The 15,896-nt window shown below is 69.5% G+C and carries 15 protein-coding genes; 7 read left to right on the forward strand and 8 right to left on the reverse strand.

The genetic code is table 11. From position 1 onward, the window contains the following. Positions 1-246 precede the first annotated feature (246 nt). Entirely contained in the window at positions 247-375 is a 129-nt protein-coding gene (locus tag ACWFQ8_RS30310; protein WP_453789491.1) for a hypothetical protein, read from the forward strand. On the opposite strand, the gene ACWFQ8_RS30315 is transcribed toward ACWFQ8_RS30310, so the two are convergent. The 3 genes from ACWFQ8_RS30315 to ACWFQ8_RS30325 all read right to left on the reverse strand — a co-directional run bounded on the left by ACWFQ8_RS30315 (position 376) and on the right by ACWFQ8_RS30325 (position 3,997). Then, on the reverse strand, positions 376-765 hold the full coding sequence (locus ACWFQ8_RS30315) for a DUF4240 domain-containing protein (protein WP_453789492.1): 390 nt from the start codon (positions 763-765) through the stop codon (positions 376-378). A gap of 52 nt (positions 766-817) precedes the next feature. Then, complete coding sequence (locus tag ACWFQ8_RS30320) at positions 818-2,080, reverse strand: transposase (RefSeq protein ID WP_453789524.1); 1,263 nt, start codon at positions 2,078-2,080, stop codon at positions 818-820. Between the two features lie 1,338 nt (positions 2,081-3,418). Beyond that, complete coding sequence (locus ACWFQ8_RS30325) at positions 3,419-3,997, reverse strand: hypothetical protein (protein ID WP_453789493.1); 579 nt, start codon at positions 3,995-3,997, stop codon at positions 3,419-3,421. Positions 3,998-4,154: 157 nt separating this feature from the next. Here ACWFQ8_RS30325 and ACWFQ8_RS30330 point away from each other — a divergent pair, with 157 nt between their 5' ends. After that, entirely contained in the window at positions 4,155-5,120 is a 966-nt protein-coding gene (locus tag ACWFQ8_RS30330) for a YihY/virulence factor BrkB family protein (protein WP_453789494.1), read from the forward strand. Positions 5,121-5,606: 486 nt separating this feature from the next. Here the strand turns inward: ACWFQ8_RS30330 and ACWFQ8_RS30335 are convergent, their stop codons facing one another. After that, entirely contained in the window at positions 5,607-6,530 is a 924-nt protein-coding gene (locus tag ACWFQ8_RS30335; protein ID WP_453789495.1) for a GNAT family N-acetyltransferase, read from the reverse strand. A gap of 225 nt (positions 6,531-6,755) precedes the next feature. Here ACWFQ8_RS30335 and ACWFQ8_RS30340 point away from each other — a divergent pair, with 225 nt between their 5' ends. The 4 genes from ACWFQ8_RS30340 (at position 6,756) to ACWFQ8_RS30355 (ending at position 10,846) form a co-directional block, all read left to right on the forward strand. Beyond that, the gene (locus ACWFQ8_RS30340; RefSeq protein WP_453789496.1) at positions 6,756-7,241 is read left to right on the forward strand and encodes a hypothetical protein; all 486 of its coding nucleotides are present in this window, start codon (positions 6,756-6,758) and stop codon (positions 7,239-7,241) included. 164 nt (positions 7,242-7,405) lie between these two features. Beyond that, positions 7,406-8,365, forward strand: a complete 960-nt coding sequence (locus ACWFQ8_RS30345; RefSeq protein ID WP_453789497.1) for a tyrosine-type recombinase/integrase — start codon at positions 7,406-7,408, stop codon at positions 8,363-8,365. A 169-nt stretch (positions 8,366-8,534) separates the two neighbouring features. Further along, positions 8,535-8,870, forward strand: coding sequence for a helix-turn-helix domain-containing protein (locus ACWFQ8_RS30350; protein ID WP_453789498.1), 336 nt, complete (start codon positions 8,535-8,537; stop codon positions 8,868-8,870). Positions 8,871-9,592: 722 nt separating this feature from the next. Continuing rightward, a complete protein-coding gene (locus ACWFQ8_RS30355) occupies positions 9,593-10,846 on the forward strand; it encodes a hypothetical protein (RefSeq protein ID WP_453789499.1) in 1,254 nt (417 codons plus the stop codon). A 229-nt stretch (positions 10,847-11,075) separates the two neighbouring features. Here ACWFQ8_RS30355 and ACWFQ8_RS30360 read toward each other — a convergent pair whose 3' ends face one another. Both ACWFQ8_RS30360 and ACWFQ8_RS30365 read right to left on the reverse strand, forming a co-directional pair. After that, positions 11,076-13,310, reverse strand: a complete 2,235-nt coding sequence (locus ACWFQ8_RS30360; protein WP_453789500.1) for an arylsulfatase — start codon at positions 13,308-13,310, stop codon at positions 11,076-11,078. A gap of 280 nt (positions 13,311-13,590) precedes the next feature. Continuing rightward, positions 13,591-13,716: a hypothetical protein gene (locus ACWFQ8_RS30365; protein WP_453789501.1), complete on the reverse strand. Its 126-nt coding sequence runs from the start codon at positions 13,714-13,716 to the stop codon at positions 13,591-13,593. Positions 13,717-14,010: 294 nt separating this feature from the next. On the opposite strand from ACWFQ8_RS30365, the gene ACWFQ8_RS30370 reads away from it, so the two are divergent. Next, positions 14,011-14,505 (forward strand): SRPBCC family protein, encoded by a 495-nt coding sequence (locus tag ACWFQ8_RS30370; RefSeq protein ID WP_453789502.1) that lies wholly within the window; start codon positions 14,011-14,013, stop codon positions 14,503-14,505. A gap of 142 nt (positions 14,506-14,647) precedes the next feature. Here ACWFQ8_RS30370 and ACWFQ8_RS30375 read toward each other — a convergent pair whose 3' ends face one another. Next, the gene (locus tag ACWFQ8_RS30375; RefSeq protein ID WP_453789503.1) at positions 14,648-15,361 is read right to left on the reverse strand and encodes a hypothetical protein; all 714 of its coding nucleotides are present in this window, start codon (positions 15,359-15,361) and stop codon (positions 14,648-14,650) included. Then, positions 15,351-15,833, reverse strand: coding sequence for a DUF6114 domain-containing protein (locus tag ACWFQ8_RS30380; RefSeq protein ID WP_453789504.1), 483 nt, complete (start codon positions 15,831-15,833; stop codon positions 15,351-15,353). Before ACWFQ8_RS30380 ends, ACWFQ8_RS30375 begins: the two co-directional genes overlap by 11 nt. Positions 15,834-15,896: the final 63 nt, after the last annotated feature.

Genomic DNA, 15,896 nt, shown 5'->3' on the forward strand with positions numbered 1-15,896 from the left:
CCAGCCGCCAGGCTATTGCCCTCAAAGATCCGCCCGACCGTGTCGGCGTCGTCGTAAACAGTGAGGAAGTCGTCGCCCTGCAGGTAGTACTGGCAATACGAGACAAACATGCGATCCGAAGTCCACCGTGTGTAGCTCATTCGCCGGATCATGCCCTGCCCCACTGACACCCCTCGAACAACCCTACAAAGATGATCTACGGCTACGAAAATCTTGCCAGCCGCCACAGTGCCCAGTTGAGTACGGGTGAACATGCTCGGTCGGTTCTCCGCGTACACCGCCGAGTCCCCTACCTCCTCGCCCACCGTCGCGGACGCCCGCGTCCTGGCCCCCTTCGGTGCGGGCAGTATCGTCCTGTCGGCGCCGCGTCACTGATTAATCGCGTGTCTCCGCCAGGAAGAGGGCGTCGAGCCGAGGCGTCCCTGTCCCCGCGGAGAGCCGGCGTGCCCCGCTCTGTGTCATGGCCCTCTCTGTCTCGTCTCTCTCTTCACTCTCCGCCCACGCCGCCCGGACGGCCTCCAGGGCGTCGTAGAACGCGTCCTCGCAGTCGTCTTTCTGGCCGTTCAGCTCGTCGAAGATGTCCTGCGCCACGTAGTCGAGCTCTTCCCATTCCGGCCACTCGTCGTCGTGCCACTCCCCCACGTGCCGCCCCGCCAGGGCCCGTACCTCGGAAGCGTCGGCCAGCACGTCCGGATCAGCGATCACCGACTCGTACGTTCCTCGCCCCTGCGCCACCAGCCAGAGTGCGAAATCGCCCGCGCTCACTATGACCCCGCCCGGCCCCCGGCAGAGCCCATTCAACCGTGAGCGCGTTCGCCTACGGGCTCCTGATTTCCGTATCCGGCTGCCGTCTCGATGGCGTGGTCAGCTGGTCCGCGTAGCGGCGGCGTAGGTGGGCTACCAGTACGACTCGGTGTCGGAGGAGTGGAACGGCGCGGCCCGCCATGATGCTCTTCTGGAGCTTCACGTCGGTAATGCGGCCCTCGTTGACTCCGGAGTTGTGGGGGCTGGTGATCCCCTGGGTGACCGCGTGCCGGTCTTCGCGCAGGGCGGTGGCGATGCCGGCGAGGGGCGGAAGTCCGCTGTTGGTGAGGTGATCGAGCCAGGCCGGCAGTGGTGTGGCGTCTCGGGTATCGAGCATGGCGGCGAACTGGCGGACCAGTTCGTGGGTGCGCTGAAGTTCCGGGCAGTGGTCGAGCAGCCGCCGCAGGCGCTCTGCCGTCTGTGGGCCGTGCTGGACCGGGCTGGCGATGATCCAGCGTGCGGCTTCGCGTGGAGAGGGCGGTCGTTGGCGGGCTCGTCGAGGGGCAGGCCGCGTCGCAGCGGTGCCAGGGCCACTTTCACGCGTTGGTAGTGGCCAAGGTAGCCCTTGCCAGCGAGTTCTTGGTGGAGGATTCTGGCGCTGTGTTCGCCCTCGTCCCAGCGTTGTTGCAGGTAGTCGAGGTACGGATCCAAGGCTGACGGGCGGCGGGGAGGGCGGCGCATCACCTCGCGCCAGCTGCGGGCCCTGGCGTATTTGCGGACGGTGCGGCGGTCCAGCCCGAGCTCTCGAGCCACGGCGCTGTAGGAGCGGCCGGCATCGGTCAGCGCGTGGACGGCCTCGAAAAGCCGCTGAGCGTGCCGACCGGCGGGCGTGTCCTGCCCGGGGTCTGTGGTCGGCGAAGGAGGCTGCGGACCGGCCGGTTCGGGGGCAGGGAGCGCGGCCGGAAGGCAGCCGCGGTGGGCGGCGGCGACTTCCTGAACGCGCCGGGACAGGCCCTGCCACAAGTGAAAAAGGTCGCTGACCTGGACTGCGTCCGGGGCTCCGTCGGCTATGCCCTGCCGGTAGGTGAGGGAGCCGGCGCGGCAGGCGATCTCGACTCCGGGATGCGCACGGAGCCATCTGCTGAGCTGTTCGGCGTCCCGGCCCTCCCAGAGCTTGAGCGGGAGACGGGTGGTGGCGTCGACCAGGAGGGTCGCCGTAGGGCGCGAAGTCGTCCACTCCCAGAACCCGGGGTGTGACCAGCGGTGGAAGCGACACCCGCATCAGCTGGGCGATCACGGTGCACCGCGAGAGTCTGACGTTCAGAACCCGCAGCATCCGGGCCCCGCCCCGGCCCGCCAGCACCACGCCGACCGACTCGACCAGGTGCTGCAGCAGCGGCGTTCGCCGCTGGTAGCGGACGGTCAGCCCGGGCACCTGTTCGGCGAAGGTCACCTTCGGGCAGGACGGGTTCTCGCAGTACAGACGGCGCACGGTCAAGTCGATCCGGACCGGTCGACCGCCCAGCCCTGTATCGGCGAGGTGCCGGACATAGCGGCTGTGGATCCAGCCGCTCACGACTCATGAAACATGATCGCCGCAGGTGGACCGCCGGGTGGGCGGGTGTTTCACGAGCGACCACCTATGAAACGACATCACCTCGTGCGCTCGCGGGACCGCCAGTGTCTGCCGCCCGGCGGCCGGATATGCGTCACCTATGAAACGGCCAGTGATGCGTTGCGCTGTCGTCAGCCGCCATCAGCGGTCACTTTCGCGCAAGGTCGACCACTGTCCCGTACGCGAGGTACGACACTGTCGTTGCGGTCTTTCCGACAGATCCCCCGGCGCCACCGGGAGAGACTCCACCCCACACATCGGAAATCGGTTCGATGCGAAGTCCAATGATGGCATTGCCGCCAAGGGCTTGGGCGGCTTCAGCAAGTTGTTCGAGTGCCTCATCGATCGCATGCCTATCGGACTTAGAAGGGCCCGCCCACCCCCAGGTCGCACCGTGCACTGCTGTGACGGTGTAGCCAGGAAACGTGGCCGTGGTAACCATAGGGATTCCTGTCATGACCGCAGTTTGCGGTCTCCTCTGCGACGTTGCACCTGGAGCGGCGCCGTGCGTCCAGCCCGTGCAGCTACGGAGTGCGGCCAGCCGATCTAATTGGGCCCCAGGGGTGATCCCGGACGACAACAACGTCAAGGCCACTCTCGGCTGCGGACGGCGTCTGGGGCTCGACACGTGCCACGTGCCTGCGCCCATACCACTTTCGGTGGATCCCGGTACGTGGGCTGCCCTGTCGGGCAGCCTGGAGTTCGTGGGCCGGCCGGCCCGATCGCGCGCTACGGGGAGGGGTTGGTCGTCGTGGACAGGGTGCTGCAGGCGTTGGGGCCGCGCACAAAGGGTCGGTGGGCGTGCTACTGGGCGACGACATCGAGCCGGGCCCGGTCTTAAGCCAACGCCTGTTCCAGACGGGGCTCCGCTGGGCAGACCGCACCCAACGGCACCGCAGGGCCGAAGGCCGCCACGCCGAGGCCCGGCCTGGCGCCGTCGACTGCAACACGGCTCCGGGTGCTGAAACACGGCCGGTGAAACGCCGACGTCCGTTTCACCCCTGACCTGCGGAAACGTCCCGGACGGGACTCTTGGCACCTGTGCTTCACCAACGCGTTTCAGGCCCGGCCGACGTCGCCGGCGGCAGGCCGGCGGTGAGCGCAGCAACGGTGGTCACCCGGCCCGCTCGGATGCGGTGGCGGGCCGGGGGCAATCCGCGTGGGGTTGAAGGGGCGGAACAGGATGACCCCTTGTTTCGGATCGAGGCGCCAGGCCAGGACCTGGAGCAGCAGCCACGACACGGTCCCCAGGCCGCCGGGGCCGGCCGCGACCCGGGTGAGGGCGGCTGCCGGGTCGCCGAGGACGTGCGGGTCGGCGGTGAGGGCGTGCGCCAGGTGCTCGACGGGACCGGCGGCACGCTGGCGGAGCGCTGCGAGCAGGGCGGCGCGATCCCGCGCGGCGAGCAGCGGCGGGTCGGTGGGGCCGGTGTGCAGCCAGGTGGCGGCCGGTGTGGGGCTGCTGTCCAGAAGGGTGAGCGCGGCGTGATGGCCGACGCCGAAGTCGGGGGCGTGGTGGTGCAGGGCCGGCAGTCGGAGCCGATGGCGGCGGACACGTCCGGGCGGGCAGGGCCGGCGGTGGGTGTGACCATCGCGATGTCCGCCCCCGGGGACAGCCTGCGTTGCAGCTGGCGGACGCATACGACTCCGGCGCCCACCACAACGATTCTCCGTCGTGCCACGGTTTCCGTCCCTTCTCAGGCCTGACGGGTCATTGCGCCTGCCCCGTTCCGGCGGAGTCTGCTCACGATGGCGCCCGCGGCCGCATGGAAACGGGCCGGCGGAGCAGATCTCCTGCATGGGAACAGTGGTGCACGTACCGCAGACGAGGGACATGATCGGTGACGAGTTGTCCGGAGACGAGGCGTGGACCGCGCTGCGCCGCTACGGGGGCCGCCGGCTGGCGTCCGACGCGTTCCTGCGCTTCCGGTACGCCGACGGGTTCAGCTTCGCGCGGGCCCTCGCCTTTCAGTTGGTCATCGGGGTGGTGCCGCTCGCCATCGCCCTGGTCGGGGTCTCTGCGGCCGTCCACACCGAAAGCGTCGGACGGCTGATCGAACTGACCTTGGGCGAGATCGTTCCGGCGGCCAGTGCCGAGCTCGTGCGCGAGGGCTTGCTGGCCACCCGCACGCATGCCGGTGCCGACACGGCGGGCACCGTGGCCATGTGGCTGGGCCTCGGTTTCGCCGTACTGAACCTCGCATCGGCCATGGGCCAGGTCGAGCGGGGGTGCAACCGCATCTACGGGATCGAACGCGACCGGCCGTTCCTGGCGAAGTACGGCCGCAGCCTGTTGCTGGCGGTCGGTGCGGGTGGGCCGCTGGTGCTCGGCTTCCTCGTGACGGTGGCCGGCGGGGTGGTGGGCAGGGCGGTGACGGAGGTGTTCGGCTGGTCCGGGGCTTGGCTGAGCTGGTGGGATTGGGGGAAGGTCCCGGTGGGCGTGGCACTCGCCTGCATGGCATCGGCGGTCGTCCTGCGCTGGGCGCCCCGGCGCGACCAGCCGGGTTACACCTGGCTGGCGTTCGGGTCCGTCGTACAGCTCGTCCTGTGGATCACGGCTACCTGGCTGCTGGCCCTCTACGTGGGGCACAGCGGGTCCTTCGGTTCCTTGTACGGGCCGCTGACAGCCCTGATGGCCCTGTTCCTCTGGGCCAATCTGGCCGGCGTCGCGCTCTTTTTGGGCGTGGCCTTCGCGGCCCAACTGGAGGCCGCCCGGGCCGGCATCACCAGGCCCGTGCATCCGGATCCCGGTTCCGGGCCCTGACCGACTGCTTCAGGAGGGGATGGACAGGGACGTGGGGGTCGCGGATCTCAGCCGTGGCCCTGCCACAGGTCAAGGGGTGGATGGCAGTGCGCCGCCCCCGGCTCGCCACTTCACCGGCGACGTCTCGACGGCCTGGCGTGCGCCTCTTCCCATAAGCCCGATCCCCGCGGGCACCCCAATTTTGTCGACGCCTCGGGCCGAGGCCGAATACCCCGGAACAGGCCGAGGAACTCTGACTCAGGTCATTAGCGGAGGGACGGTGGGAGGAATCGGTGACCGTGTCGGTGTGCAACAGGTGTGGCGCGGGAGTGAAGCCGGGTTCAGGCGGAGGCCCGCTTGGTCGTCTTCTTGGCCGCGGTCTTCTTCGCGGTGGGGTTGGCCGTGTTCTTCGGCGACACTCGGCAATACGGCGAGGCTGTCCGGCCGGTCGGGCGAGGCGGCGGCAGAGTCCACCAGGAGGTAAGCCTGGTGGCCAGAGGGGTGGTCTCAGCGCCAGTCGTCGATCACATAGGCGTCGGGGTGGCTGTAACCGGGCTCGTTGGGCCGGTGCATCGTGACGCCCTGCAACCCAGTGCGGAAACCACGGTCGATCATGCGCCGATAGGCATCCGGGCGGCCCAGGTTCATCCCGGCGTCCAGCTGACTCAAGCCGCGCTCGGCCGCCAGTTGCTCACATGCGTCGAGCAGTCGCTCGAAGCGGTCGGCGGCTTCCGGGCCAGGGCGTACGGTGCCGAATTTGACGAAGCACACGTCCTCGCCGGCCTCCGATCCGGCTCCGCAGTGGCAGACGGCCAGGCCATCGAGGTCGGAGCCGCCGCCCTGGAGCAGGATGGTGTCACCGAGTCCCTGCGTGTGCACGGCGACGATCTCGCGTTCCAGGTCCAGGCCCTCGTACACGGCTCCGGTCAGTGCGCGACACGCACTGAGGCAGGCGGGCTGCTCGGCGGCGGGCAGCTCGCTGTACATCACGCGGCCGGGGACCGCGGAGCTGCCCGCTACTCGCTTCTTCATGATGGCCGTGAGGAAGCGGGGCCAGAAACCGTATCTGCGGTATAGCTCAAGGTGCTTGGGACTGTGCGAGAAGGTGAACAGGCCCAGGTGGCGGTTCCCCCAGGTGTCGAAGCAGTCCATGACCGGATCCATGAGGCGCTTGCCGACGCCCTGGTCCCACAGGTCCGGACGCACGGTCAACGGTCCGAAGTACCCGACGCTGCCCCAGTTGGCGGCGAAGTTCGATCCGGCCAGCTCACCCTCGATTGTCGCTGCGAAGGCCGCTTGCGGATCGGCCGCCCAGCGTGTGCGGACGTAATCGGCGGTCTCGAAGAACGTCTTCGGCTCGGGAACCCCGAGGAACGTCCCGAAGGCGACCCTGAAGATCTCATCGGCCTGATCCAGGTCCGCCTCGGTCAACGGCCGCACTGACACCGGGCCCGCGACGGTCTTCCGCTCCGCTGCTGGTGAGGTCATCGCTCTCTCCTTCTCGGAGCCCCGTTTCATCACACCACGAACAGCAGCGCATGGCGATGTACAGCGCCCAGTCCTGGTCCCGGGCGGCCATCCAGCCCCCGGCCCAGAACTTCCCGTTCTCGGTATCCTGGAGTGGCGTTTCTCCGGTGAAACGTCAGGCCCGCCCGAGTGACGCGTCCGCCGGTTGCCTCCCCCGTGGGCGGGGTGGGCGGTTACAACCCGGGGCGTGATCAAGAACCTGTTGGGCCGCGGCCTGCCAGCGCTCGCCCTCTCCGTCCTGCCCCTCCTCGCCACCGCCGTGCCGGCCAGCGCCGACAGCCCGGCGCCCACCTCGGCCTCCAAGGCCTCAGCCGTACGGCGTCGGGGTCGCTGATCGAGGGCATCGACCGCATCCCCGCGGCCACCGAGTCCCGGGACGGCTACGTCCGTACCGCGTTCAAGCACTGGAACGCCGGCGACCTCCCGGAGGACGGCTGCAACACCCGCGCCGAGGTCCTCCTCGAAGAAGCCGTCGACTACCCCGAGATCGCCCCGGGCTGCAAGCTCACCGGCGGCCGCTGGTTCTCCCCGTACGACGGCATCTGGGTCACCTCCGCCTCCGGCCTTGACGTCGACCACCTGGTCCCGCTGGCCGAGAGCTGGGACTCCAAGTAGGCGGTGTTGCGCTGGTTGCATCATTCCGCCTGGCCCGGAAAGGGCCCTGGCCTGGTCGGGAAAGGGGAGCCTGTCACTCGTCTGGGTGGCGGCGAAGCCTTCGGCCTCGAGTGATCCCGCTTCGACGCCACGATGTTGCACCTGATGCAACGGTGGGAGCGGGCGTGGATGCAGTCGATGTGCCGGGCTCGATGCGCTTGGTGAAGCCGGGCAATGTTCGGGCCTTGGATCCGGCGCCTGCGATGTTCGACGCGATGCTCGCGGGCTGGAAACGGCAGCAGCAGAGCCGCCTTCTGGCGCGAAAGACGATCGCCGACCGGATGAGTCTGGTACGGCGGTTCGCCCTGTTCAACGGCACGTACCCGTGGGAATGGACCGCAGAGGATGTCGAGGCCTACTTCTCCGCCCAGATCTCCGGCCCGTTATCGCTGGCGCACTCCACGGTGCGTGGCCAGCAGAGCGACTTGCGCCTGTTCTGCACGTTCGTCACCGATGCCCGCTACGGCTGGGCGGCCGCCTGCCTGGAGGAGTTCGGGACAGCACCGGTCCAGGTCTGCCACGACTGGAACACCGCCGACCACGTCGCCGACTACGAGGGCCGGCCTGGACGCCGCGCCCTGACCTACGACGAACTCCAGGCTCTCTTCGACACGGCGGACGAGCGGGTCGAGTCCATCCGCAGGCGGCGCCGCAAGGGCGTGCTGTCGGCTTGGCGGGATGCCGTGCTGCTGAAGGCGGTGTACGCGTACGGGACCCGAAGGCGCGAGACCACGATGCTGGACCTCCACGATCTTCGGCACAACCCGCGGGCGAAGGCGTACGGCAGGTTCGGCGCGCTGGAGGTCCGGTTCGGGAAGGCCTCGCGGGGCAGCCCGCCCAAACGCCGCACGGTGCTCACCGTCCCGGAGATGGACTGGATCGTGCCACTGCTCACGGAGTGGACCGCCGAGGTCCGGCCCGGATTCGGGGTGGGCGGGCATCCGGCACTGTGGGTGACCGAACGCTGCGGCCCAATCAGCCTGCGACGCCTGGACGAGGTGTTCTCCCTGGTCCGGGATCTGGCAGGGCTGCCGGACGAGCTGGAACTGCACTGTCTGCGGCGCACACCTACATCACGCACCTGATCGAGTTCGGGTATCCGGAGCGGTTCGTCCAGGACCAGGTCGGTCACCGCTACGCGTCCACGACGGCGATGTACACGTGGGTGTCGGACGAGTACCGGAACCGGATGCTCGAAGACTCGCTTCGCCGCCGCGCCGAGCGCGCGGCCACACGAGTTGGAGGGGGAGCACGGTGATGAAGCAGATGGGGTTCCGCTGGAATCTGCGTCGCCTGATGGCCGCCCGCGACATGTTCCAGACCACCGACCTGGTGCCGAAGCTCGCCGAGTACGGCATCCATCTCTCCCGCGAGCAGGTGTACCGCCTGGTCACCCAGGAGCCGCGGCGTCTGTCTATGGACACCCTCGCCGCGCTGTGCGGGATCCTGCAGTGCACGCCGGCCGACCTGATCGAGGTCGTCGAAGTCCGTACCCAGGTCGTGAAACCGGCAGCGTCCGGCGAGAGCGCCTCCCACGCGGTCGCGCCGCCCGCGCGCCGGACCCAGATCCGCCGCCCCGAGGGCCTGTGACCACCGCCGGTCAGGTCCCCGGCACCTGGGTGGAACTGGCCAAGATGGTCACCGCGTTCCTGCCGGAGCTCGGCCCTGAGGCTGCCGAGGAGGTAGCGGCCGCGATGACGCCCTCCGCGCGCGGCCGGATCCGCGCGCACCTGTGTGAGCATCCCGATGCCCTTGTCAGCGGTGCCTCCCTCGCGCCGCCCGCCGTGCAGAGACTGATCGTCGACCTGCGCGACCAAGGCGTCAAAGGGGCCCGGGCTCCGGCCTGCGTGCGCTGTGGACGCGTCCGCCGGCTGCGCCGCCTGGTTCCCGGCGGCCGGGTGTGCCTGGGCTGCGAAGGGATCCTCGCCGCCCACGCCAACGTCGGCACCTGCACTGCCTGCATGCGGATCCGGCCCCGACCTGTCGGCGACATCTGCACGCCCTGCCGCCAGCGTGTCCAGGCCTCCGCGCGCTCGTGCACCGGGTGCGGACGCCCCAGCCACATGGACCCGTGCACCAACTGCCGGCCACGCCCGTCCGCCTCCTGTGCGCTGTGTTCGGCCAGTTCGCCGGTCTGTGCCCGCTGGCCGCTCGGGCCGGTCTGCAAGCCCTGTTACGCGATGGCCCGCCGCGAGCCCGGCCCGTGCCCCGGTTGCTCGACGGTGAAGGTCCTGATCGCACGCAGCGGCGGCCAGAGGACCTGTGGCCCCTGCGCCGGCCTCCCCGACCCGTACGCGTGCCCGCGCTGCGGAGTGGCCAGCAGTCCCATCACCGGGGATCTGTGCGACCGCTGCGCGGTCGACGATCACCTCGACGCCCTCCTCCACGACCTGCCGCCCGACCCCGCCGCCCAGCTCGCACCCCTGCGCACGGCCCTCGCGGCCGCCGAGCACCCGCGGACTGTCCTGACGTGGCTGCGAACCTCGGCCTCCGCGCGCCTTCTGCGCGAGACCGCTGTCTGCGGCCGGCTCCTCACTCACGCCGACCTCGACACCGTCGGCAGAGCGGGACGCGGCGCCGCGCAGAGCACGGACTACCTCCGCGGTCTCCTCGTCGCCTTCGGTGTCCTGCCTCCACGCGACGAACACCTCGCGGCCATCGAGCGCCACCTCGCCCGCACGCTGACCCGGCACCCGCAGTACGCCGTGCTCCTTGGGCCATACGTCCGCTGGTCGGTGATGCCCCGGGCCCGTCGCCGGGCCGCCCGCTCCGCCAGCACCCGCGGCCGCGCACGGTGGGCGTACACCCGCATCAACACGGCCGTCGCCCTCCTCGAGTATCTCGCCTCGCTCGACCTCACCTTGTCCGAGGCCACCCAGCTGGAGGTTGATCGGTGGCTCGCCGCCGGCCCCAGCACCCGTTACGAGGTGCGGGACTTCCTGGTCTGGACGGCCCGGCGCGGCCACAGCGACGACCTGCTGGTCCCTCACCGAGGGAAGGCCGAACCGGAGGGAATCGACGAGAACACCCACTGGGACCTCCTCCAGCAGTGCCTCCACGACGAGGACCTCCCCCTGGACGTGAGGGCGGCTGGGTCCCTGCTCCTGCTGTTCGGCCAGCACCTCACCCACATCGTCGCCCTCACCACCGGGCACCTCGGCGTCCAGGACGGCCACCGGACCATCCGCCTCGACAGCACTCCGATCCGCCTCCCGCAACCCCTCGCCACCCTTCTCACTCGACTCATCGACCAGCAGCCCAGGCAGGGCTGGAGCGGCAATACGCCCGGCACCTGGCTCTTCCCCGGCAGTCGGCCGGGAACCCACCGCTCCGCCAGTTCCCTCGCCCGGGCCCTGACCGGACACGGCATCCCCATCCGTCCCTCCCGCGCAACCGCCCTGATCCAGCTCGCCGAGCAGATGCCGCCCGCGGTCCTCGCCCCGCTCCCCGGGCTCCACGTCATCACCGCGCTGCAATGGCGCCGCCGAGCAGCAACCGACTGGACCGCCTACCTCCAGGCCCGCCCGCGCTCCCTCGCGGACAGACGACCACCGTCCGGGCCGTGATCGTTCTTCGGTGGAAACGGCACCCAGCCGGGTGAGTTGCCCGACACCACCGCGGCACTGCCGCCCCCCGCTGCTGTGGAGGCCGAGATCGAAACCCTGGGCTGACGCATCCGGCCCTGGCACGCAGAGCTGCCGTTTCCATCAGTGCGCCCGGACGGCCGGGTGGTGCGGGCCTGCACTTGCCCCGCGTGGACTCGCCAGTGACCGGCCCGCCGTGGGGGCGGTCGGCTTACTGGCGGGCCATGTGCATGCGCATCTCGCTCTCGGCGTCGACGATGAGGTCGCCGGACAGGTCGACGGTGACACTGTGGAGGGTGCCAGTGAAGCGGAACGGCGCCTGGTAGTCGGGGGTGACGGCAGAACCGGGGTTGGCGCCGCAGGCCATGCCGCCCGGATTGAACGTGATCGGGGTGGTGACCGGCATGTCGCTCTCTCCGACGAGGCGGCCGTCGATGTAGAGCTGGGCGCGGCCTGGTGCGCCCTTGCCATGGGCGATGTCGGGGGCGCCGGTGGGCTCGAACTCGAAACGCAGCGCGTGCCGCCCCTCGGGCAGGCTCTCGCTGGAGACCACGTGGTGCAGGGCTCGCTGGACGTAGTTGTGGGTGTAGTGCAGGTGGCCGTCCTTGACGTAGAGGGACCAGCCGCCGGCGTTGGTGCCCTGACAGAGCAGGACGCCCTGCGCGCCGCCGGGCGGGATCTCGACGTCGGCGGTGACGCTGTGCGGGCGGTTGAGGACCCGGGGCGCGACCGCGGCGGGCACGGCCTGGGTCCCGGAACGGAAGGTGTAGCTGGTGCGGTTCTGGGTGATTTGCGGGCGCTCGGTCATGATGCGCTGCAGGACGCTGCCGTCGATCGGCATCACGTTGTACTTGCCCGCCTCCACGTACCACAGCGCGATCATCTCGATGAGTTTGCTGCGGTGCTCCTGGGCGAGATTCCTGGTCTCGGCGATGTCCTCGTCGACGTGGTACAGCTCCCAGTGCTGGGCGTCGAGGTCGTCGAGGTCCGCCATCGTGATCGGAGTACCGAACGGCCGCTCGGCCTCCTCGAAGGTGGGGCCGGGCCAGGGGCAGACCGCCCGCCACCCGTCGTGGTCGATCGCCCGGTGCCCGAGCATCTCGTAGTACTGGGTGCGGTGGCGGCTCGCCGCGTCGGCGTCGTCGAAGGTGTGCGCGAAACTGACCCCGTGCAGGGGCGACTGGGTGACGCCCCGGATGGTCGCGGGCGCCTCGATGCCGAGCACGTCCAGGACGGTGGGCACCATGTCGATGATGTGCGCGAACTGGTCGCGGACCTCACCGCGGGCCCGGATGCCGGCGGGCCAGTGGACGAGGAACGGGTCGCTGACGCCGCCGCGGTAGGTCTCCCGCTTCCACCGCCGGAACGGCGTGTTGCCCGCCCAGGTCCATCCCCACGGGTAGTGGTTGAACGTGGCCGGGCCGCCGAGCTCGTCGATCCGCGACAGGCTCTCTTCCAGCGTCTCGGGCGCGTTGTTGAAGAACTGCACTTCGTTGGTGGTGCCGGTGACCCCGCCCTCGGCGCTCGCACCGTTGTCGGAGACCACCATGATCAGGGTGTTGTCGAACTCGCCGGTCTCCTTCAGGAAGTCCACCAGCCGCCCGATGTGGTGGTCGGTGTGGGAGAGGAACCCGGCGTAGACCTCCATCAACCGCGCGGCAAGTCTCCTCGCCTCCGAAGACAGAGACTCCCACGCGGGCACGTCCGGATCGCGCGGGGACAGCTGCGCGTCCGCAGGCACCACCCCGAGCTCCTTCTGCCGGGCGAAGGTCTGCTCGCGGTAGACGTCCCAGCCGTCGTCGAACCGCCCCCGGTAGCGGTCGGCCCACTTCTTGGGCACATGGTGCGGGGCGTGGGTCGCACCGGGGCACAGGTTCAGGAAGAACGGCTTGTCCGGGGCCACCTGCTTGGCGTCGGCGACGAACGACATCGCCCGCTCCACGAGGTCCTCCGTCAGGTGGTAGCCCTCCTCCGGCGTGGCAGGCGGCTCGACCTGGTGGTTGTCGTACACCAGGTCCGGATACCACTGGCTCGTGTCCCCGCCCAGGAACCCGTAGAACCGCTCGAAGCCCCGCCCCAGCGGCCAACGGTCGTACGGCCCGGCCGCCGACTCCTGCTCCGAGGGCATCAGGTGCCACTTGCCGACCATGTACGTGTTGTAGCCGTGCTGCAGCAGCATCTCCGACAGGAACCCGTTCTCGAACGGGATCTGCCCGTTGTACCCCGGGTACCCGGTGGCCAGCTCCGTGATCGCCGCCATGCCGTTGGCGTGGTGGTTGCGGCCCGTGATGATGCAGGAGCGCGACGGCGAGCACAGTGCGGTGGTGTGCATGTTGCTGTACAGCAGCCCGCCCGCGGCAAGCGCGTCCAGATTCGGCGTCTCGATCGGACTGCCGTAGCAGCCCAGCTGCCCGAACCCGGTGTCGTCGAACACGATGAACAGCACGTTCGGCGCACCCGCCACCGCCCGCACCGGCTGCGGCCACGCCGGACTCGACTCATCGGTCGTCCGACCGACCACCCCCGGGAACCGCTGCCCCGGCCGGTACTCACTCCACGACGACTGCGCCATCTGTCTCCGTCCCACCAGCGGCGCGAACCCTGGTGATGTGTGTGCGGCTGTGCGGCCTACAACGCCCCAGAGCCCTGCCGCCGACCCGGGATCCGTATCGGACGGCCGGGCAGGAGTGCCCTGGCCCTGACAGGGGCGCCCGGGCTCCTCCACGCTAGGACGCCACCATCACCACGGCGAGCGGGGTGCGCTGTCCGGAGTCCTCCCCGCGAGAAGCCGTGGGCAGGACGGCGCTCTTGCCCCCGCCGCCAGCGATGCGCGGGTAGGTGGAGGCCTCCACTCCACCGTTGCCTGGCGATCGGCTATGTCGGCTGGTCCTACGGCACCAACTCCTCCGGCGCCCTCATCGCCGTCGAATGCCTCGACCAATCGCACCCCAAGGACCCGCACCCCTACTGGGACCTGCCAGCGTCCTCGCCGAGCTCACCTGCGCCCACCGGAGCGCATAAGCCGCACGGCGTCCAAGCCGAGGGCCTTTCCCAGTCGCTGGTCGTCGGCACCACCAGCGACAACCCCGTACCCCTTCGGAGGCACCAGTGCTGCGCACGCGGCAAGGACGCCCGACGATGGCACCATGACTCACCGGCTGCGCTTCGAAGACCTCGGGTTCCTTGAACGCGCACCCGTCCGGCAAACATGCGTCCGAGACCTCCACATCCCGGCGCACCTTCTCTTCGAACAGCTCGCCGCCCGACCGCAGCACTGGCCACGCTGGCTCAGCTTCGCGCGTGACTGCCAGTACCAAGGAGCACCTCCATACGGCGTCGGCACGATGCGGCACCTGCGTGTCGCCGGCGGCCTGCGCTTCCATGAGGTCGTCATAGCCTGGGCCCCGGGCGAACGCTTCGCCTACCGCATTGAGGAAACGAACGCGCCCGGCATCGCCGCGATGGTTGAAGAGTGGAAACTGACCCCGCTGTCCCAGACACAGACCCGGGTCAGCTGGACCATGGCAGCCGACGGCCCCCGGCCCGTACGTCTATTGATGCGCGCCGGCCGCAGTCGTGTGGACAAGACCTTCGGCAAAGCGATGCAGCAACTGGACCGCATGCCACGCTCACCACAGTAAAGACCCTTCAGCCTCAGTAGCCTGGCACGCACTCAGCATCACCGGCGCCGCAGTGCGCCACCGCCTGTCGGAGACCTCGCCCGCAGGAGGACCGCAGTGTCCAGCCACGCGTCCCTGTCCGCCGACAGCCGAATTGCGCGGGTTACCCGTCAGCGGTGCTGAGGGCCGGCCCGGTGATGGACATGTTGCCGCTGACCGGGGCGATCTGTGAGACGGTCACGTTCTCGAAGGTGAGTGTGCGGGTGGGAACAGCGGGGTGAGCGAGCCACGGGGGCAGGGCGTCGGGTGTGACGGTGACGCTGCGGTCCGCCGGGGGCGGAGCGCCGCCCAGGCCGATCAGTGTGCCGGACAGCTTCTGTGTGTACAGAGTCACCACGTCCTTGCCCGTGACCGTAGATGTGGTCGTGGGCTTGGCCCGCAGGCGCATTGCCGAGCTGCCGCGGCCCACCGTCAGGTCGAGATCGCCGATGTCCAGCGACCGTACGGTGAACTTCAGGGCCCGCTCGGACCCGGCCGCAGTCCGCAAGGTGACCACGCCGTGGAAGGCACTGTCGTGGAGCACGAGTCTGCCGGCACGCAGTATCCAGGGGGTGTCCGCCGGGCGGGTCGGCGGCTGGTCGGTCGGCGTGCCGGTCCAGGCTGATGTCTTGGAGGTGCCGATGCCGTCGGCGAGTCGCGCCTTCGAGGCCGCTGGTGTGGCGAGCGGAAGGACCACAGACAGTGCGGCTGCTGCCAGCGCGCAGGCGAGGCGTCTTCGCAGGCGGCGGGTCTCGCGGTTCTTCATCGCGCTGCCCAGATGGCCGGGCTCGGGTTCCTGTCCGCTTGCTGCACGACCGGTCAGGTCGTCACTTCTCAATGTGCTCCTCACCCGCGGGGATGGTCGTTGGTGCACGGTTCGTTGCAGGCTGCGGCTCGGCGGTGCCCGTCGGAGGGATCCAGGCACAGGCCAGGGATCCGCCGATCAGGCCGCAGAACAACCCGATGAGGAGGCCCCCGAAATTGGCGACGGGAAACGAGACGAGGGCAAGCAGAATGACCGTGATCCCGGCGAGCACGCGCACCTGCTGGTGGTACCAGAGGGACATGCTCAGGGCCACGAGGAGGACCCCGATGATCAGCGACCCCGAGCCGCCAACGGTCGACAGTGCCAGTGGGATGGCGCCGAAGTTCAGGTTTGCGTACGGGATGTAGATAATGGGCAGCCCCGCTGCGAGCGTGAACAGTCCCGCCCAGAAGGGACGTTCGTTCCGCCAGATCCTGAATCGCTGTCGGGCGTCGGCGGCAGCGACGCGTAAATTCCGACGTCTGCCGAATAGATTGGGGAACACGTGGCCTTTCCATCGTGCGCGGCGGGCGGGTGCATGTGGCGAGCGGGTGCGAGAGGTGCGTGT

The organism is Streptomyces sp. NPDC055254 (genome assembly GCF_053606025.1).

Excerpts from the sequence above, each read along its gene's own strand:
- ACWFQ8_RS30320 (WP_453789524.1), bottom strand. The coding sequence starts at position 2,080 with ATGCTGCGGGTTCTGAACGTCAGACTCTCGCGGTGCACCGTGATCGCC.
- ACWFQ8_RS30325 (WP_453789493.1), bottom strand. The coding sequence starts at position 3,997 with ATGCGTCCGCCAGCTGCAACGCAGGCTGTCCCCGGGGGCGGACATCGC.
- ACWFQ8_RS30330 (WP_453789494.1), top strand. The coding sequence starts at position 4,155 with ATGGGAACAGTGGTGCACGTACCGCAGACGAGGGACATGATCGGTGAC.
- ACWFQ8_RS30370 (WP_453789502.1), top strand. The coding sequence starts at position 14,011 with ATGACTCACCGGCTGCGCTTCGAAGACCTCGGGTTCCTTGAACGCGCA.